Source organism: Pseudomonas sp. UM16 (assembly GCF_050312595.1).
Classification (GTDB): domain Bacteria; phylum Pseudomonadota; class Gammaproteobacteria; order Pseudomonadales; family Pseudomonadaceae; genus Aquipseudomonas.
Window position 1 is genome coordinate 19,629 of sequence record NZ_JBNPJT010000017.1, and the last position, 18,792, is coordinate 38,420.

At 61.1% G+C, this 18,792-nt stretch carries 15 protein-coding genes and 2 pseudogenes; 3 read left to right on the top strand and 14 right to left on the bottom strand.

The window, feature by feature from the left end; all coding sequences use genetic code 11:
• Positions 1–59: 59 nt before the first annotated feature.
• The 8 genes and pseudogenes from ACQRAX_RS19735 to ACQRAX_RS19770 form a co-directional block, all read right to left on the bottom strand.
• Positions 60–2,042, bottom strand: coding sequence for an alkyl/aryl-sulfatase (locus ACQRAX_RS19735; protein WP_412041047.1), 1,983 nt, complete (start codon positions 2,040–2,042; stop codon positions 60–62).
• A gap of 103 nt (positions 2,043–2,145) precedes the next feature.
• Positions 2,146–3,858, bottom strand: a complete 1,713-nt coding sequence (locus tag ACQRAX_RS19740) for a diguanylate cyclase (protein WP_412041046.1) — start codon at positions 3,856–3,858, stop codon at positions 2,146–2,148.
• Between the two features lie 224 nt (positions 3,859–4,082).
• Positions 4,083–5,507 (bottom strand): efflux transporter outer membrane subunit, encoded by a 1,425-nt coding sequence (locus ACQRAX_RS19745; protein WP_412041045.1) that lies wholly within the window; start codon positions 5,505–5,507, stop codon positions 4,083–4,085.
• Positions 5,504–8,683, bottom strand: coding sequence for an efflux RND transporter permease subunit (locus tag ACQRAX_RS19750; protein ID WP_412041044.1), 3,180 nt, complete (start codon positions 8,681–8,683; stop codon positions 5,504–5,506). Before ACQRAX_RS19750 ends, ACQRAX_RS19745 begins: the two co-directional genes overlap by 4 nt.
• Before the next feature lie 12 nt (positions 8,684–8,695).
• On the bottom strand, positions 8,696–9,937 hold the full coding sequence (mexE, locus tag ACQRAX_RS19755) for a multidrug efflux RND transporter periplasmic adaptor subunit MexE (protein WP_412041043.1): 1,242 nt from the start codon (positions 9,935–9,937) through the stop codon (positions 8,696–8,698).
• Between the two features lie 130 nt (positions 9,938–10,067).
• Positions 10,068–10,415, bottom strand: a complete 348-nt coding sequence (locus ACQRAX_RS19760; protein WP_412041063.1) for a cytochrome b/b6 domain-containing protein — start codon at positions 10,413–10,415, stop codon at positions 10,068–10,070.
• A 1-nt stretch (position 10,416) separates the two neighbouring features.
• Positions 10,417–10,679: pseudogene (locus ACQRAX_RS19765) on the bottom strand (PepSY domain-containing protein).
• A gap of 132 nt (positions 10,680–10,811) precedes the next feature.
• Positions 10,812–11,036, bottom strand: a complete 225-nt coding sequence (locus tag ACQRAX_RS19770; protein WP_045183183.1) for a hypothetical protein — start codon at positions 11,034–11,036, stop codon at positions 10,812–10,814.
• Between the two features lie 225 nt (positions 11,037–11,261).
• On the opposite strand from ACQRAX_RS19770, the gene ACQRAX_RS19775 reads away from it, so the two are divergent.
• The 3 genes from ACQRAX_RS19775 to ACQRAX_RS19785 all read left to right on the top strand — a co-directional run bounded on the left by ACQRAX_RS19775 (position 11,262) and on the right by ACQRAX_RS19785 (position 14,262).
• Entirely contained in the window at positions 11,262–12,455 is a 1,194-nt protein-coding gene (locus tag ACQRAX_RS19775; protein ID WP_412041042.1) for a sugar transporter, read from the top strand.
• A 31-nt stretch (positions 12,456–12,486) separates the two neighbouring features.
• Positions 12,487–13,260 carry an AraC family transcriptional regulator gene (locus ACQRAX_RS19780; RefSeq protein ID WP_412041041.1) on the top strand — a complete coding sequence of 258 codons (774 nt, stop codon included), beginning with the start codon at positions 12,487–12,489 and terminating at the stop codon, positions 13,258–13,260.
• Positions 13,261–13,359: 99 nt separating this feature from the next.
• Entirely contained in the window at positions 13,360–14,262 is a 903-nt protein-coding gene (locus ACQRAX_RS19785) for an alpha/beta hydrolase (protein ID WP_412041040.1), read from the top strand.
• On the opposite strand, the gene ACQRAX_RS19790 is transcribed toward ACQRAX_RS19785, so the two are convergent.
• From ACQRAX_RS19790 to fdxH, 6 genes and pseudogenes are all read right to left on the bottom strand, one after another.
• A complete protein-coding gene (locus ACQRAX_RS19790) occupies positions 14,256–15,776 on the bottom strand; it encodes an FAD-dependent oxidoreductase (protein ID WP_412041039.1) in 1,521 nt (506 codons plus the stop codon). The genes ACQRAX_RS19785 and ACQRAX_RS19790 overlap by 7 nt on opposite strands.
• A gap of 12 nt (positions 15,777–15,788) precedes the next feature.
• Positions 15,789–15,929 (bottom strand): annotated as a pseudogene (locus ACQRAX_RS19795) (LysE family translocator); the annotation flags it as partial.
• 123 nt (positions 15,930–16,052) lie between these two features.
• Complete coding sequence (locus ACQRAX_RS19800; RefSeq protein WP_045183173.1) at positions 16,053–16,280, bottom strand: hypothetical protein; 228 nt, start codon at positions 16,278–16,280, stop codon at positions 16,053–16,055.
• 64 nt (positions 16,281–16,344) lie between these two features.
• Positions 16,345–17,256, bottom strand: a complete 912-nt coding sequence (fdhE, locus tag ACQRAX_RS19805) for a formate dehydrogenase accessory protein FdhE (RefSeq protein WP_412041038.1) — start codon at positions 17,254–17,256, stop codon at positions 16,345–16,347.
• The gene (locus ACQRAX_RS19810) at positions 17,253–17,897 is read right to left on the bottom strand and encodes a formate dehydrogenase subunit gamma (RefSeq protein ID WP_412041037.1); all 645 of its coding nucleotides are present in this window, start codon (positions 17,895–17,897) and stop codon (positions 17,253–17,255) included. The genes fdhE and ACQRAX_RS19810 overlap by 4 nt, the downstream gene beginning before the upstream one ends.
• Entirely contained in the window at positions 17,894–18,784 is an 891-nt protein-coding gene (gene fdxH / locus ACQRAX_RS19815; RefSeq protein WP_412041062.1) for a formate dehydrogenase subunit beta, read from the bottom strand. Before fdxH ends, ACQRAX_RS19810 begins: the two co-directional genes overlap by 4 nt.
• Positions 18,785–18,792 lie beyond the last annotated feature (8 nt).

The window sequence follows — 18,792 nt, forward strand, 5'->3', positions numbered from 1 at the left end:
ATTGCCGACAAAACCGGCTCCCTGGACGCAGAGGGGAGCCGGCGCAGGCTAGAAGCGGTTCAAGGTGTAACGATATTGAACTGCGGGCTGAAGGTATCGAGTGCCCCGAGCAACGCGGCAAATTTCTTGCCATCGCCTTCGATTTTGATCAGACCTTTTTGCATCGCGGTGGGAAAGTCCAGCTGCTTGAGGCTGATCTGCTCCAGGGTCGCCTTGCTCATGGTCAGGCCGGCATCAGCTTTGGGATTCAGACCTTCACGGTGGGTCAGTACACCGTTGCGCAAGGTCAGGTTGAACGCCTGATCCGGTTCGCTGAAGCGCCAGTTGAGGTTCATGTCATGGCCCAGCGCCTTGTCGACATCCACGCGCACCGCCATGAAGTCGAAGAACATCTGCGGCGTCAACGCCCGTACCATATCGGCCGATACCGAGCTGCCCGGATTGTTCGGTATGCCGCCGCGCAGCTCCATCGCACCGGTCAGGTAGATGTTGCGCCAGTTGGCGTTTTCACTCTGGTAGCCCAACTGCTCCAGAGCCTCGGCCTGGGCTACGCGGGCCTTGGCATTCTCGGGTTCGGCGAACAACAGCTGGTTGCCCAATTGCGCAGCCCAACGGTATTCACCTTTGTCCAGGGCTGCGCGCACTTTGCCCAGTACCGCTTCGCCACCACCCATGGCTTCGACGGTCATGCGTGCGCTTTCAACCGGCGGCAGTGGGTTGAGGTTGGCCGGGTTGCCGTCGTAGAACCCCATGTAGCGCTGATACACCGCCCGTGAGTTGTGGCTCAGCGAGCCGTAGTAGCCCTGGGTGTACCACTTGTTCTGCAGCTCGCCTGGCAGCTTTTCCATGTTCTGGGCGATTTCCATCGGCGTCAGGCCCTGGTTGAGCAGGTGCAGGGTGCGGTCGTTGAGGAAGGCGTACATGTCGCGCTGGTCGGCCAGTAGGGTACGTACGGGCTCCGGACCCCAGGTTGGCCAGTTGTGCTGGCCGAACAAGACGTCGGTCTTGTCGCCATAACGATTCAGGCTGGCATCCAGGTACTGCGACCAGGCCTTGGCATCGCGCACCTGGGCGCCGCGTGGGGTGAGGATATTGTGCATGGTCTGCGAGGCGTTTTCAGCGATACCCAGGGCTTTGAACTTGGGCAGGTAGAGGTTCATTTCTGACGGCGCTTCGGTGCCAGGGGTGAGCTGGAATTCGAGATCGATGCCGGCAATTCGGCGCGTTTCATAGGGCTGGCTGATCAGGTCGGTAGGCGGGATCAGGGTGATGGTGCCACTGATGGCCACTGCCTTGCCGATAGCCGCGTCGACTTGCCCTTGCTCGCCACGGGGCAGGTACAGGCCGAACTGATACTGGGCACGGCGGCTCATGGCGTTGCCGGCATAGACGTTTTCGCTCATGACATGTTCCATGAACCCGGAAGGCGCCAGGACCTTGACCTTGCCAGCCTTGACGTCGGCCTCGTCGATCACCCCGCGCACGCCGCCGAAATGGTCGGTGTGCGTGTGGCTGTAGATCACGGCCACCACCGGCTTGCGTGGGCGGTTCTGGTAGTACAGGTCGAGGGCGGCACGGGCGGTTTCGACGGCGGTCAGCGGGTCTATGATGATCAGGCCGTCGTCGCCCTCGATGATGGTCATGTTGGCCAGGTCCATGCCACGCACTTGATACAGGCCGGGCACCACCTCGAACAGGCCCGCGTGATTGTTGAGCTGGGCCAGGCGCCACAGGCTCGGGTTGACCGTGGCGGGGCTGTCCTTCTTGTTCAGGAAGTCATAACTGGCCAGGTTCCACACCGGTTTTCCGGCGGCGTCCAGCACCTGGCCTTTGAACGGCGCGATCAGCCCGCGGGTGACGGCGGCGTAGTCGGCGTCGTTGCTGAATGGGCGTTGCTGGAGCACTGCGGCATTGTTGCTGCGGGTCTGGGCACTGGCCGCTGAGGCGGCGCTTGCCGGTTCGGCATACAGGTTCTGGCTCAGGCAGGCGAGGGTGATCAGGCTCGCCAGACGGGCCCGTGGATGCAGGGTGGGAAGGCGCATGGTGTCTCCGTTTTTTGTCGTTATGGCACACCCGGCCGAGCTTAAGGCTCGGCTTTGCCGCGCCAGCAAGCCGCGGACGACAAAAAACATGCAACCGACCCATTCAGTCGTGATTGACCACCTGGTTGCGACCGCCTTTCTTCGCCGCATACAGGCGCCGGTCGGCGGTGGCTACCAAGTCTTCCAGTTCCTGGCAGCCATCGACACGCAGTTCTGCCACACCGATCGATACGGTCAGACGAATTTCCAGCGACGGCGCGCCAGCCAGCAGGGTTCCGGCGTCGGGCACGCACACTGACTTTGCGGTGGCCGCGCGCAGTTGTTCGGCCATGTGCGTGGCGTCGGCCAGTGCGGTGTCGGGCATCAGTACGCAGAATTCTTCACCGCCATAGCGCACCACCAGGTCCTGGGGCCGGACCAGGGCTCGGCACAGGGTGGCCAGGTGTTTGATCACTTCGTCACCAGCGCTGTGCCCCCAGTTGTCATTGATGCTTTTGAAGTGGTCGATGTCGAGCATCCACAAGGCCAGTGGCTGATCTTCGCGCAGGCGCTGGAGCAGGCCACCGAAGTCGGACTGCAGGCGTCGGCGGTTGGCCAGCTGGGTCAGGCCGTCGACCAGGCCCATCTCGCGCAGTTGCCGGTTCAGGCGCAACTGACCCTTGAATAGCCGGTCGACGATGTAAAGGGTGAGAAACATCAAAAAACCCAGCAGTGACCAGACACCGAGAAACAGAAAGTCGATCTGCGCATTAACCGCTGCACGCAGGTCGCTGGCGCTGATGTAATTGGTCAGGATCAGGTCGATACCTTGTAATTCGCGAAACTGCAGGTAGCCCTGCTCGAGATTCACTGTGCCGTGGTCGCGCTGGAACAGCATCGGTAGGGACAAGCGCTTGCGTGTCGCCGGCAGGCTGCTCAACCAGTTACCCTGGAACGGTTTGAAGGCTTGCTCACTGGAGGCGACCAGGCTGCCTTCTTCGTCTATCAGGGCATGCAGCTCATCGCTTTCGGTGCTCTGATACAGGTAATTCTGCAGCTTGGTCTGCGGCACGTCGTAGATCACCGCACCGCGCATGAGTGCATTGAGGTACACCGGGGTGCTGAGCAGCAAGTGCGGCATGCTGCCCAAGTCACTGCCAGGCAGTGGAAAGAAGACGATATCGAGGTCTTCGACATTGGCGCGGTTGAGCTGCATCAGCGGTGAACTGGCAAGTTTGCGCAGGATCGGTTCCAGTTGCGTATCGCGCACCGCCGGGTAGGCAATGACGATCCCGGAGGTGGTTAGAAAGAGGATGCGCGACAGGTTGCTTTCCCCCTGAAACTGAGCAGGCAGTACCTGGCTCATGGCCCGCGACAGATGCAGATCTTCCACCAACTGCTGCGGTTCGCGACTCAGGCCCGGGATGCTCGCGACCTGGGTATCGCCAAGGGCCCGCACCGGTGCATCGGACTTGGGCACCGGCAGCCCCCAGAGCGGTTGCCGGCTGTTGCGTATGGCGGCGGCGATGGCGTCGTTTTGGCGCATCGAGGGCTGGCTATGGCCTTCGATCAGCACCCGTTCGGCGAGATGGCGCAGGAACTGCAGCTGGCTTTTGCCGCTGAAAATCAGCGTTTCTATTGCTAGCGCCTGCAACTGCAGGTTGTGTTCGCGCATCTCCAGTTCGTGCTGCTGCAGCTGATAATACTGGCGCCCGGCGAGTATCAGAGTGATGGCGAAGGCGACGAGAAAGCACAACACCACGGTGCGCCGTGGACGGGCGCAGGCAAAGGGTAGAAGCAGCCGCGATGACGAAGTGGACGGTAGCTGTTGCGGCATCGGGTATACCCACTGCGAAGAAAGCTGTGAGTATAGATCTTAGTCACTGCCCCATAGGGGCCGGCAGCATCGCCACATCCACTGGATAAGCTTGCGCTATAAACACCCAGCATCAGCTCAAGAGTATCTCGCCCGGCAATCCGTGAAGCGCCACAAAAAAGCCCCGCAAGCGCGAGCAGGCGGGGCAAAAGGCCGGTCAGAAACCAACCAAAGGAGCTGTTTAATCAGTTGACCCTGGCGACACTCTCGGCTTGCCAGCCGCCACCCAAGGCTTTGTAAATGGCGACGATGCCCCGGTACAGATCAACCTCACCCTGAGCCTGGGCGTCTTCGGCGCTCAGGCGTTCGCGTTCGGCGTCGAGCAGCACCAGGTAGTCCACCGTACCTTCTCGATAGCGCACAGAGGCGAGCTCGGCCGCCTTGCGGCTGGCTTCGCTCTGGCGCAGCAGGGCGAGCGAACGTTGCTGACGCTTGCTGTAGTCGCTGAAAGCGTTTTCCGATTCTTCCAAGGCCAGCAATACCTGTTGCTCGTAATTGGCCAGCGCCCCTTCAGCATCGGCATTGGCGCCGCGCAGGCGCGCCCGCACGCTGCCCAGGTCAAAAGCGGCCCAGGTAATGCTCGGGCCCAAGGCCCAGGCCTGGGCCGCAGACGAACCTAATTGCGAGCCACGCGCAGCGGTAAAACCGAGGAAACCACTGAGGCTGACCCGTGGGAACAGGTCTGCAGTGGCCACGCCAATGTTGGCCGTCGCCGCCGCCAGCTGGCGTTCGGCGCTGCGGATATCCGGGCGCCGTTTGAGCAGTTCACCCGGATCACCCACCGGCAGCGCCTTGGCAATGGCAGGCAGTTGGGCCGGTGACAGATCAACGCCCAAGGCATCCGGGCGCTTACCCAGCAAGGTGGCGATGCGATTGCGTGCTCGTACCTGTTCAGCCTGCAGCTGCGGCACCGTCGCTTCCACTTGTGCCAAGCGCGCATCCGCCCGCACCACATCAAGGTCGTTGCCGACCCCGGCGTCGCGTAGGGTTTCTGTGATGCCACGCGAATCCTGTTGGGTCTTGAGGTTGGCCAGGGCGATTTTCTCGCGCAGCTGTGCACCGCGCAGTTGGCCATAGGCATCGACCAGCTCAGCAATCAAGCTGACCTGCAGCTGTTGCAGGTCGGCCTGGGCCGCGTCCTGCTGGGCTTCACTGGCTTCCAGTTGGCGCTGGATGCGGCCGAACAGGTCCAGCTCCCAGGCCATGTCTAATCCCAGGTCATAGCGCTCGATGTTGACCCGGTCGTCGGTCTGTCCGGGAATCTGGCCCTTGCCCAACTCGCTGCTGGCACGGCTGGTCACGGTCGGCAGGGCATCGTTGCTGACATCGTCGCGGATCGCCCGGGCTGCCTTCAATCGGGCGAAGGCCACACGTAGCTCACGGTTGCCTTGCAGCGACTGGCTGACCAACTGGTTGAGCACTGGGTCGTCAAACTGTTTCCACCAGATGCTCTCGAAGCGACTACGGTCAAACGCTGTCTTGGCACTCGGTTCGTTGGCGGCACTCAGTTGTGCCGCCGCCGTGTCCGGGGCTGTGTAGTCCGGCCCGACGGCGCAAGCCGCCAAGGCCAGAACCAGCAGGCTGGGTAGCATAAGTTTCAAACTGTTCATGCATGGCTCTCCAGCTTCAGTACCCGGGCCGCCTTACGGGCCTGGCTACGCTCGACATAACGGCGGATCAGAACAAAGAACACTGGCGTCAGCAGCAAGCCGAAGAAGGTCACCCCGATCATGCCGGAGAACACCGCAACACCCATGGCATGGCGCATTTCGGCGCCGGCACCGGAAGAGAACACCAGCGGTACCACACCCATGATGAAGGCAATCGAGGTCATCAGGATCGGCCGCAGACGCAGACGGCAGGCTTCCAGGACCGCCGCCAGCGGGTCAAGGCCTTCGGCCTGTTTGTCCTTGGCGAACTCGACAATCAGGATCGCGTTCTTGCACGCCAGCCCTACCAACACGATCAAACCGATCTGGGTGAAGATGTTGTTGTCACCACCCGACAGAATCACCCCGGTGATCGCCGACAGCAGGGTCATCGGTACGATCAGGATCACCGCCAGCGGCAGGCTCCAGCTTTCGTACTGGGCGGCCAGCACCAGGAAGGCCAACAGTACGCAGAGCGGGAAGACGAACAGCGCGGTGTTGCCGGACAGAATCTGCTGGTAGGTCAACTCGGTCCACTCGAAGGTCATGCCATTAGGCAGTTCTTCCTTGAGCAGTTTCTCGATCGCCTTTTCCGCCTGACCGGAGCTGTAGCCAGGGGCTGCAGCTCCGTTGATTTCGGCAGTGATGAAGCCGTTGTAGTGCATCACCCGGTCAGGCCCCGAGGTATCGCTGACCTTGATGAAGGTCGCCAGCGGGATCATCTCGCCCTGGTTGTTGCGCACTTTCAGCTGACCGATCTGCTCGGCTTCGAGACGGAACTGCTGTTCTGCCTGGACGTTGACCTGATAGGTACGGCCGAAACGGTTGAAGTCGTTGGCATACAGCGAGCCCAGGTAAATCTGCAGGGTGTCGAAAATATCGCTGATGGCCACGCCGTGGGTCTTGGCCTTTTCCCGGTCGATAGCGGCATCGACCTGCGGCACGTTGACCTGGTAGCTGGTGAACAAGCCGGCCAGTTCTGGCACGTTTTGACTCTTGGTAATGATGTTCTGGGTTTCTTTGTACAACGCTTCGTAACCCAGGTTGCCACGGTCTTCGATCTGCAGGCGGAAGCCACCGATGGTGCCCAGCCCCTGTACCGGCGGTGGCGGGAAGATCGCAATGTAGGCATCTTCGATATCGGCGAACTGCGCGTTCAGCGCGGCGGCAATGGCGGCGGCTGACTGGCTGGGGTCTTTGCGCTCATCGAAAGGCTTGAGCGGGGTGAAGACGATGCCGCTGTTCGGGCTGTTGGTGAAGCCGTTGATCGACAGGCCCGGGAACGCCACCGAATCCGCCACACCCGGTTGCTTGAGGGCGATCTCACTCATCTTTTTGATCACCGCTTCGGTGCGGTCAAGGCTGGCCGCGTCGGGCAGTTGGGCGAAGGCCACCAGGTATTGTTTGTCTTGCGCCGGAACGAAACCGGTCGGCGTCGACGAGAAGCCCAGCCAGGTCATGACAATCAGGCCGCCGTAGACGAACAGGGCAATACCGCTGCTACGGATGACCCGGCCGACAGCACCGACATAACTGTGACTGGCACGGTCGAAGAAGCGATTGAAGGGGCTGAACAGCCAGCCACCGAGCAGGCGCTCAAGGACACGGGAGAAACGGTCTTTGGGGGCGTGATGCTCTTTGAGCAGCACCGCTGCCAGCGCGGGCGACAAGGTCAGTGAGTTGAACGCCGAGATCACCGTGGAGATGGCAATGGTCAGGGCGAACTGTTTATAGAACTGCCCGGTGAGCCCGGAGATGAACGCGGCGGGTACAAACACCGCGCACAGCACCAGGGCGGTGGCAATGATCGGTCCGGTCACTTCACCCATGGCTTTTTGCGTGGCCTCCAGGGGCTTCAGGCCTAGACCTATGTTGCGTTCGACGTTCTCGACCACGACGATCGCATCGTCCACGACGATACCAATGGCTAGCACCAGGCCGAACAGCGACAAGGCGTTGAGCGAGAAGCCAAACAGATGCATCACTGCAAAGGTACCGATCAACGATACCGGTACCGCCACCAATGGAATGATCGAGGCGCGCCAGGTCTGCAGGAACAGAATCACCACCAGCACTACCAGCACCAGGGCTTCGAACAGGGTGTGAACCACCGCTTCAATCGAGCCACGGACGAACACCGTGGGGTCGTAGACGATGCTGTAGTCCATGCCTTCGGGGAAGTCTTTCTTCAGCTCGGCCATTTTCGAGCGCACTTCATCGGAGATCTCGATGGCGTTGGAGCCAGGGCGCTGGAAGATCGGGATGGCCACCGCCGGCTGGTTGTTGAGCAGCGAGCGCAAGGCGTACTGGCTCGAACCCAGCTCGACCCGGGCAATGTCCTTGAGGCGAGTGATTTCTCCCTCGGCGCCGGAGCGAATGATGATGTTCTCGAACTCTTCTTCATTGACCAGGCGGCCCTGGGTGTTGACCGACAGCTGGAAACTGGTGCTGCCCGGCGCGGGTGGGGCGCCCAACTGGCCCGCAGCGACTTGACGGTTCTGCTCACGAATGGCGGCGACCACGTCACTGGCAGTGAGGTTGCGCGAGGCGGTCTTGTTCGGGTCCAACCAGACGCGTAGCGAGTAGTCGCCCATGCCGAACAGCTGCACATCACCGACACCGCCCAGGCGCGCCAGCTCATCCTTGATGTTGAGGATGGCGTAGTTGGACAGGTAGAGCATGTCGTAGCGGTTGTCCGGCGAGGTCAGGTGCACAACCATGGTCAGGTCGGGTGAAGCCTTGTCGACGGTGATGCCGATTCGGGTCACTTCCTCGGGCAGTTTGGGTTGCGTGCGGGTCACCCGGTTTTGCACCTGCACCTGGGCGTTGTCCAGGTCAGTGCCGAGGGCGAAGGTGATGGTCAAGGTCAGCTTGCCGTCGGCGGTGGACTGCGAGGACATGTACAGCATGTTCTCTACCCCGGTGATGGCCTGTTCCAGCGGCGCGGCGACGGTTTCGCCGATCACTTTCGGGTTGGCTCCAGGGAAGTTGGCGCGCACCACCACGGTCGGCGGGACCACTTCAGGGTATTCGCTGATCGGCAGTTGGAACAGCGAGATGCTGCCGGCAATCAGGATCAGCAGCGACAGCACGGCGGCGAAAATCGGCCGGGTGATAAAGAACTTGGAAAAATTCATCGGACCGATTCCTTAACCGCGCGGTGCCGAAGCACTGGCGAGTTTGACGTTGGCAGGGCGCACAGACTTGCCCTGGGTGCTGGCTTCCAGGGCCTGGCGTTGCTGGGCGAGGGCAGCGATGGTCGCTTCACTGGCCATCGGCGTGTCCTGAGGATCGACTGGCGAGCCGGGACGCACCCGCTGCAGGCCCTTGACCACAATGCGGTCATCCTTGTTCAGGCCGCTGCGTACGATGCGCAGGCCTTCAAGCTTTGGCCCCAGTTCCACGGCGCGGTAGGCGGCCTTGTTGTCCTGGTCCATGACCAGCACGAACTTCTTGCCAAGGTCAGTGCCGACCGCTTCGTCGTTGATCAGTACCGCGGAGTAGGTCGCGCTGCCAACCAGTTTCAGGCGTGCATACAAGCCTGGGGTGAATTGCCCATCAGTGTTGTCGAACACTGCCCGGCCTCGGATGGTGCCGGTCTTGGGATTGACCTGGTTGTCAACGAAGTTCATCTGCCCCAGGTGCGGGTTGCCTTGTTCATTGGACAGGCCCAGGTAGACCGGGGTGGTCTGGCCGCGCTGGCCGTTGCGGGCCAGTTGGGTGTATTTGAGGTACACGCGTTCATCGGCGTCGAAATAGGCATAAACCTTGTCGGTAGAGACCACACTGGTGAGTGGGGTGACATCGGCGCTGACGATATTGCCTGCAGTGAATTGGGCGCGGCTGACCTGACCGCTGATCGGCGCGGTAACCCGGGTAAAGCTCAGGTTCAGGCGCGCCAGGTCCAACTGCGCCTGGATGGCGGCGACCCCGGCGCGGGCCTCGGCGGCAGCGCTGGTACGTGATTCGGCCAGTTCTGCCGAGATGGCATTGCTGCTGCGCAAGCGCTCGCCGCGACGGGATTCGTTTTCGCTGCGTACGGCAGTGGCGCGGGCTTGTTGCAGTTGTGCTTCGAGGCGACGGACCTCCGCCTGGAACGGGCGCGGGTCGATCTGGAACAGCAGGTCACCTTTTTTGACCTGAGCACCTTCGGTAAATGCGACCAGATCGATCTGCCCGGAAACCCGTGGCCGCACTTCTACCGTCTCGGGTGCTTCCAGGCGACCGGTGAATTCGTCCCATTCATTGATCGGTTGCTCCAGTACCTTGGCCACGCTGACCTTGGTCGCCGCCGGTGCCTGAACGGCTTCCGGGGTACGACCGCAGGCACTCATCACCAGTACTGCAAGTAGAGCCAGGGGGTAACGCAAAGGTTTGAGTGACTGTTCCATGGGATGTCCGCCAATTTATTAAGAATGGGCGGATTCTGCGAGTTGTAACTATTAACGACGAATCGAATGGGGCGAAGGTTATTATCATTGGGAATGATAGGAGGGCAGGTCGCGGCAACCAGGTCGGAGGCTAACGCTTGCGCCGCTTGCCAGTAATCATCGACAGCGGCAGGTTTTTCTTCAGGCGCAGGCTTTCGAACACGGCCGCAGATTGGTAGCGCTCGCCACTGAACAGTGCGCGCAGGTGCCACTTGAGCCGCGCTGGTGTCGGCCAAAAGTCGCTCCAGCGGGCTGCCGGCGTACCGATAAACCCCCAAACGCTGCGCAGTACAACGATTGCCACGGCGTAGTAACCCAGCCAGCGATGCCAGCCATCGCCTTCTTCGGTAAAGAAGTAGCAACTGAAAAAGGCCAGCACCAGCGACCAGTGACAAAAGCGCAGCAACGGATCCCACAGGCGCAAACGGTCGTCGCTCACTTCAGTCAATTTCTTCCTTGACCTTCTTGCCGGTCACCGGATCGAAGTAGATCTCGACTTTTTTCCGTCTTTGTTCTTGCCATAGATCTCATAGCAATTGCCGTCGGTGATCTTGAATTTCTTGATCTCGTAGCCTTGGTTTTTCAGGTCTTGCTGGAAGTTGTCCGGATCTTGCCACTGAACCTTGTCGGCGGTGGAACATTCGGTTTTTGCCAGTGCCAGTGGGCTGGCGACGACCAGTGCAACGAGCAGTAAGTTACGCATGACGAGTCCTCGTGATTATGGAAACACGCGGCAGCACAGCCATGAAGCCTGATTGAGCGTATGTCACAGATGGCGTTTTCGCGAGCCCTCGTCTATCCGCTAGAGCCAGCGCCAGTTACGTACGCGCTGGGCTTAACGGAAACGGGGCAGTGGGCGTTCGACGTTGAGCGAGGTCAGGGTTTTCTTGACCAGTGCCTCGTCCGCTTCGACGGCCTTGAGGCTGGCGCGGATCTTGCCGGCGACCGGCACATCACCCTGACGGTCGATCCAGTCGGCAATTTCCTTGCAGGCACTGGCCAGCGTGGTTTGCCGATGGTCGATCAGTTTCAGCAGTGTGGTGATTTCTTTGTCGGACATGATTGAATCCTCCGTTCAGCGAATTCAGTGTAGCAGCGCCGGGCAAAACTGCTGTGACAGGTGCGGGCCGACGTACTATCCTTGCCGGCAAGCGATACTCCGCATACTTATAACCAATTCCTCAGCGCACACGCTTGCACTCAGGCCCGATGGGCGTGGGTGATTCAGGCTGGGCGCGATTTTGCGTCCGGCGCCTGCAACCGATCTGGAGTAACACCCCCAGCGATGAACAACCCCGTGGATGCGCGAGCCGGCAGCTGGCTCAGTGTGATCGCCCTGGCCCTGGCGGCTTTTATCTTTAACACCACCGAGTTTGTGCCGGTGGCCCTGCTCAGTGATATAGGCAGCAGTTTTCAGATGTCCACCGCCCAGGTCGGCTTGATGCTGACGATCTATGCCTGGGTCGTGGCGCTGACGTCGTTACCAATGATGCTGCTGACGCGCAACATCGAGCGGCGCAAGTTGCTGATCATCATTTTTCTGTTGTTCATCGTCAGCCACCTGGTGTCAGGCGTGGCGCAGAGTTTCGGCATGCTGTTGCTCAGCCGTATTGGCATTGCCTTGGCCCACGCTGTGTTCTGGGCAATTACCGCCTCGCTGGCAGTACGGGTTGCACCGCCGGGACAGCAGGCCAAGGCCCTGGGGTTGTTGGCAACCGGCACAACACTGGCAATGGTCATGGGTATTCCGTTGGGGCGGGTGGTAGGTGAGGCATTGGGCTGGCGCACCACCTTTCTGGTGATCGCCGGGGTAGCGCTGGCGACCTTGATCTGTCTGGTCAAGTCGCTGCCGTTGTTGCCGAGTCAGAACTCCGGCTCGCTGCGCAGCGTACCGGTGTTATTCAAGCGTCCAGCACTGGTCACGGTGTATGTGCTGGTGGCGTTGGTGATTGCCGCACAGTTCACTGCGTACAGTTACATCGAGCCGTTTGCCCTGAACGTCGCGCAGATCAGTGGAGAGCTGACCACCGTGCTGTTGCTGCTGTTCGGCGGCGCCGGGGTGTTTGGGTCAGTGCTGTTCAGTCGTTACAGTGAGCGCTTCCCTAACGGCTTTCTGCTCGCAGCCATCGCCATGCTGGCAACCTGTCTGCTGCTGCTGTTGCCGCTGTCGGGTCAGTTCGGTCTGCTCGGAACCTTGTGCGCGTTCTGGGGCGTGTCGATCATGTGCTTTAGCCTGGCACTGCAGTCGAAAGTGCTGACCCTTGCCTCCGATGCTACCGACGTGGCCATGGCGATGTTTTCCGGGATCTACAACATTGGGATCGGGGCAGGGGCGTTGATCGGTAGTCTGGTCAGCGTGCATATGGGGCTGGCCAATATCGGGCTGGTAGGGGGATCGCTGGCGGTGATGGGGTTGGTGCTGTGCGCCGTGGCCAGCTATCGTTTTGCCCGCGCCGATGTGCGCGTCCAGCGCCCATAATGATTGTTCTTGAAGCGCCGGGCCGAGGATTGTGAAGGATTCCAGTACGCGTCATCTGGCTGTTTTTGCCCATGCCGATGAGCAGGTCAAACCGGTATCCCGGGAGTACGCTGAGGGGCAAGTGTTGCCTGAACACTGGCACGAAGCCGGGCAATTGATCTACGCCAGCCAGGGCATCATGGAGCTGCATTGCGACCAGGGCTTCTGGGTAATCTCGCCGCAACAAGCACTGTGGATGCCGGCCGGACGGGCGCACAGTCTTCGCGCACGCAGCCAGGTCAGCTTGCGTACCCTGTTCGTGCATGCGCAGCTCGACAACCCTGTACTGGCACTGGAGCCACAGAGTTTGCTCGTGACCCCGCTACTGCGCGAGTTGATCTTGCGTGCCTCGCCGATCAATCACGACACGCCCGCCGACAGTCACCAGGCGCATTTGATTACCCTGTTGCTGGATGAGGTGCGCTGGGCTCAGCGACTTGAGTTGCGCCTGCAGATACCCCGCGACCCGCGCTTGCAAAAACTCTGCAGTGGCTTGCTTAGCACACCAGGCGACAAACGCAGCCTGGCCGAGTGGGGCCTGCAGGTGGGCGCTTCAGCCCGGACATTATCGCGCCTGTTTCACACCGAGTTGGGGAGTCACTTCCTGCTCTGGCGTCAACAGGTACGGGTGTACACGGCGATTGCCCGGTTGAGCCAAGGCGAGCCCATCGTGCGGATCGCCACTGATTTGGGGTACGACTCGGCGGGGGCATTCTCCAAAGCATTTCGCCGATTGCTCGGGTGTTCGCCACGTGACTACCGCTGATTGGCCGATTCGAACCCTGAGCTGGCGTGTTGCAGGCAGAAGCCTGGAGCGCCCGTGGCTATCCTGTACTTCACTTTCAACGTGTGTGTGGAGTGCAGCATGGATTACCGTTATACCCGCCAAGACCTTGCGATTGCGGTCAATGGCATCCGATTGGCGGGCTGGTTTTACCGACCTGATACCCAGCAGCCCAGCGCACTGGTGGTGATGAGCCCGGGCTTTGCTGCGGTCAAGGAGCAGTATCTGGACCGTTTCGCCGAGTCCTTCGCGGCCGCGGGGCTGGCGGTGGTGGTCTACGATCAGCGCAACTTCGGCACCAGTGGCGGCGACTTGCGTGGCGACATTGACCCGCAGCAGCAGATCGAGGATATGCGCGAAGTCATCACTTGGGCGAGTGCCCAGGCCGAAATTGATCCGCAGCGCATTGGTGTGTGGGGCTCGAGTTACAGTGGCGGGCATGCCATCTGCCTCGGTGCCTTGGATAAGCGAGTGCGTTGTGTGGTAGCGCAAGTGCCGACGATTAGCGGCTATCAAAGCTTCCTGCGCCGCGCTGGCGAGCAGATACATGCCGTGAGAGACGCTTTCCAGTGCGACCGTGCCGCACGCTATCGTGGTGAGCCTGCGATCTATCGGCGGGTGATTGCCGAGGCGGGTGAAGCCGGCATTTATTCTGGTGACGATGCCCAGGCGTTTTATGGTGCGGCGCGAACCCTGGCACAAGGCTGGGAAAACCGCGTAACCCTGCGTTCCAGTGAGCGTGCCAGCGAGTATGAACCGGGCATGTTGATCGAGCGTTTGAGCCCGACACCACTGCTGATGCTGGTCGCAGAGCGCGATGCAGTAACGCCTGCTGATCTGGCGCTGGCCGCCTACACCCGGGCGGGTGAGCCCAAGCGCTTGTGCCTGTTGCCGGACGGGCATTTCGATCCCTACACACGGCATGCGCAGCAGGCCATCAGCGTTGCCCGAGACTGGTTCGTCCAGCATCTGCAGGTTCAATAGCGCAGGCCGCGCTCGTTAAAGTAGTTTTCCAGGACCTCGGCGCCGGCATTGCTCCAGGCCATGGCGATGTAGGTGTCCGGCCGAATGAGGTACACCGCATCGCGCATCAGGCCTGCCGCTGCATGGGCATCGCTCCAGATGAACACATCCACCGGTATGCCCCGGCCACTGCACCATTGCACCAGGCTGGCGCTGACCGCGCCGTAGACCTGCACCTGCCAGCATAGGCGGTTCAGGCCGCTGTAGTTGTCGCGGCCACCTTCAGCGACCCACGGCAAGCGGTCCCCCCCCTGAATGTGACCAGCGTTGCCACTACTCAAGGGCATGTAGCGGTAGTTGAGGGTAATTTGCGAGACGGTGCGAAAGAGAAACTCGCGCGCCGACTTGAACCCCAGCAATCTTGGCAACAGTCGTGGTGCCAGGCGGGTGCGCAGCAGGGCGGCGAGGCGGCCATCGGCGGTGACAAAGTTGAACACCTGATCTGTGCTGGACACCAACCGCTGGGCAAAGGCGCTGCGTTCGATTTCATAGCTGGCCAACAGGCTGGCCTGGGCTTCACCGCGCAGGACGCTGGCCAGTTTCCAGGCCAGGTTGATGGCGTCACCAATACCGGTGTTCATGCCCTGGCCACCCGCCGGGCTGTGGATGTGGGCCGCGTCACCGAGCAGGAACACGCGCTGGCGGCAAAAATGCTGAGCCACCCGGTGATGCACACGATAGGTGGAAAACCAGTTGACCTGCTGGACCTGTACCTTGAGGTGGTCGATGGCCCGTTGGCTGACGTCTTCGAAACGCAACTGTTGCGGCTGTTCTGCACGTTCATCGCGCACGGTGCCAATCAGCCGTACACGGCCGCTGTCGGCCAAGGGAAAGACGGCAAGAAAGTCCGCTTCGTCCAGGTCGACATGTAGCTCGCCGTTCAGCGCAGGGCCGGTGGCCTGGACATCAGCGACATAGAACACTTGCTGGTAGGTGCCGCCCACAAAGCCGATCCCTAGCGCCTTACGCACCGTAGAGCTGGCGCCATCGCATCCAGCCAGATAGCTGGCCTCACAGTGTTCTTCCAGGCCATCGGCGTGACGCAACTGGGCACTGATGCCTTGGACATCCTGGTTGAAGCCGAGCAGCTCGGTCTCGCGTTCCACTTCAACCGCGAACGTCTGCAGGCGCTCGATGAGCAACTGCTCGTGCTCATCCTGAGGGAAAATGTGCAGGAAAGGATAGGGGGTAAACGCGCTGCCGATGGTGTTGAAGGGCAAGCGCGCAGCGGCTTCGCCCTTGATCCAGAGATTGGCCGCCGACACCCGGTGGCCCCGTTCAAGGATAGCTCCGGTCAGGTCCAGCTGACGATACAGTTCCAACGTTCGCGCCTGTACCGCCAGGGCTCGGGAGGTGGTGCCGGGGCCCGCGGTTTTATCGATGATGCGCACGCTTACGCCTTGCTTGCTCAGCCACAAGGCCAGCACCAGCCCGGTGGGGCCGGCGCCAACAATCAGTACCTCACAGCGCTTCATCGCATGCGCTCCTCAGCGCTGGGCGAACGCCAGGTTCAGGCCCAGGCCGGCAAAGGATGCCGCAAAACTGCGGCGCAGCCAGTCCTGCACCCGCGGCGATTCAATCACCGCGCGGCGGAACAGGTTGGCCAGCAGGCCGTACAACACCAACACCACGTGCTATGCAGTAAGCGATGGCATTCCCCAAGTGTAAGTCTGCTACGGGGATTTGCTCGCCGGTCGTCGGCTTGGGCGTGGCTGGATGGTGAGGGGCGATGAGTTGGAGTGGGTAGCTGATTACTCGGCTTTAGCCCGTACGATGCGTCCGCTCTTGATCTCGTCGGCATAGGCATGGAGCTTGTCCGAGTCTTTGTACAGGCGGTTCATCAGGTGCAGTACGGCGACTACATCGACGCCGTCGATACGCTCGGCCAGCTTGCTGATCTCTCCGGCGGTACGCTCAAGGTTGGAGGCGACGCTTTTAAGGTCACGCTTGAGTTCGGCTGAGGATTTTTTCAGGGCCATGGGTTTCTCTCGGTTGATCGGTGGTTATCAGGGGCCAGCGATGGGCTGCGAAGCAGCCCCAGGCTCAACCAGGAAATAGAAACGGACTAATGCCACTGCGGCCAAAACCTTCACGCTCCACTTCAGCATCCAGGGCCAGAGTGGCAAGGTCATCGGCCAGCAGTTCCTGGTCACGGTCCTTTTCCGGGTAAAAGACTTTCAGGTAGCTGTGACAATCGTTGCAGCTTTCGGCTTTGAGCGCGGCATCCTGCCGGTCCAGCGACCAGTAGTCCAGTGCGCCGGTGGCTTCGCAGTTGCTGCACTTGACCCGGACCATGTGCCAGCGGCATTCGCACAGGCTGCACTGCAGGTAGCGCAGCCCGGATTGAGCACCGGTCATGACCACGCTGGCCACCGGTGCGCTGGCGCACACCGGGCAGTGCTGGCGCTGTTCACCCAGGGAGGCGCTGGCCGATGCCGGCAAGGCGCTGGCCAGTTGGGTGAAGTACAGCGACAGCGCCGCCCACAGGAACAGCGCCTGGCCACTGCCGACCTGCTCATAGTGACCGGCCAACAAGACGTCGGCCAGGCTTTCCAGCTGCTCTGCCGTGTGGCTGCGCAGGCCGTCCAGCGTGGTGCGCACGTTGGGGTTGGCGTCGGCGTACAGCAACTCGATCAGGCCTTGCAGCAAGTCCTGCCAGTAGCGCTGACGCGGGTAGTCAGTGCTGGCCAGCGGCGCCTGGCCGCTGCCCAGTCTATCCGCGAGCCCGGTGAGCAACGCCGGGGGCAACGGCATACGCTCAAGCAACTGCTGTTGGGCATGAACCAGCTGTGCGCAAAAGCCCAGGTAGTCGCCCATGGCGTGCGCGTCGGCCAGTTGCCGAAGACGGTCGGCGCGTTTGCTGTAGCGATCCTTGAGTGAGGGCAGCAATACCGGCGGGATCTCGTTGACCCCACCTGTAGGCGTCTGAACCGGAGTCATCTGGATACTGCTCATGGCTTGCTCCCGGTTTTGTCTTGCTTGCTGATCTGCCGGTACCAGCGATCATGGTGGGTCTTGGCCCAGGCACGGCTGACGTAACCGGTGAGCATGCCGCGAATCGAGCCTTTGACCCAGAACGCCAGGTAGGCATGGCCGATGATCAGCAGGATCAGGGCGATTCCGGCCAGGGCATGCACCAGCAAACCAATACGAATGCTCGGAATCGAGAACAGTGGGGCGAAATACGGCCGCCAGATCACCACACCGCTGAGCAGCAACAAGGTGATCAAGCTCATGATGCCCCAGAACAGCACCTTCTGCCCGGCGTTGTATTTGCCAATGTTCAACACTGGGTCATGCTTGCCGGCCAGCACCTGTTTGACGTTCTTGAACCACTGCAGGTCCTCGCGTTCCGGCAGGTTGTAGCGCACGAAACGCGCGAACAGGAACATCAGCAGCACGAACACCACAACCCCGAAGAACGGGTGCAGAATGCGCGCTAACTGCGGGGTGCCGAACACCGCATTAAGGCCATTGAACGCGGGGAAGAACCACGACAACCCCGACAGGGCCACGGCGAAAAAGCAGATCACCATGAACCAGTGACAGGCGCGATCAATGAAGCGGGTGCGCAGGATCAGTTTGTCGGTGTTCATGCGGGGGTATCCTCCTCACGTTTCTCATCCTGTTCGTCGACCTCGTTGGGGCCCACGCCGATGTAATGGAACAAGGTGCCGGCCAGCGTGGCGAAGAAGGCTGCCGCCGCCACCGGTTTCATCCAACCTTTCCAGCCCTGGATGGCACTGCTGATGCGCGGGTCAGTGGGCAGCTTGTGGTACAGCTGCGGCTTGTCGGCATGTTGCAGTACATACACCACATGGGTCCCCCCGACGCCTTGCGGGTCGTAGATGCCCGCCCCGGCAAAGCCGCGACCCTGCAGCTCGGTGACCCGTTCACTGGCCTGGTGCAGCATGTCCTGCTTGCTGCCGAAGTTGATTGCGCCAGTGGGGCAGGTCTTGACGCAGGCGGGTTCCTGGCCGACCGACACGCGGTCTACGCACAGAGTGCATTTGTAGGCTTTGTTGTCTTTCTGACTGATGCGCGGCACATCGAATGGGCAACCGGCGATGCAGTAACCACAGCCGATGCAGTGCTCGGACTGAAAATCGACGATGCCATTGGCGTACTGAATGATCGCGCCCGGTTGCGGGCAGGCTTTCAGGCAGCCGGGATCGGCGCAGTGCATGCAGCCGTCCTTGCGGATCAGCCATTCGAGTTTGCCACTTTCATCTTCGACCTCGTCGAAGCGCATCAGCGTCCAGGTTTCGGCGGACAGGTCCGCCGGGTTGTCGTAGACGCCAACGTTGTGACCGACTTCGTCACGCAGGTCGTTCCACTCATTACAGGCGACCTGGCACGCTTTGCAGCCAATGCAGATACTCACGTCGATCAACTTGGCCACTTCGGCCTGATGATCGCGCGTGTGCGGCGCCGGGGTCAGCACGCTGGTGGCCGAGCGGCGGACGATGTCTTGGGATTGCATGGACATGG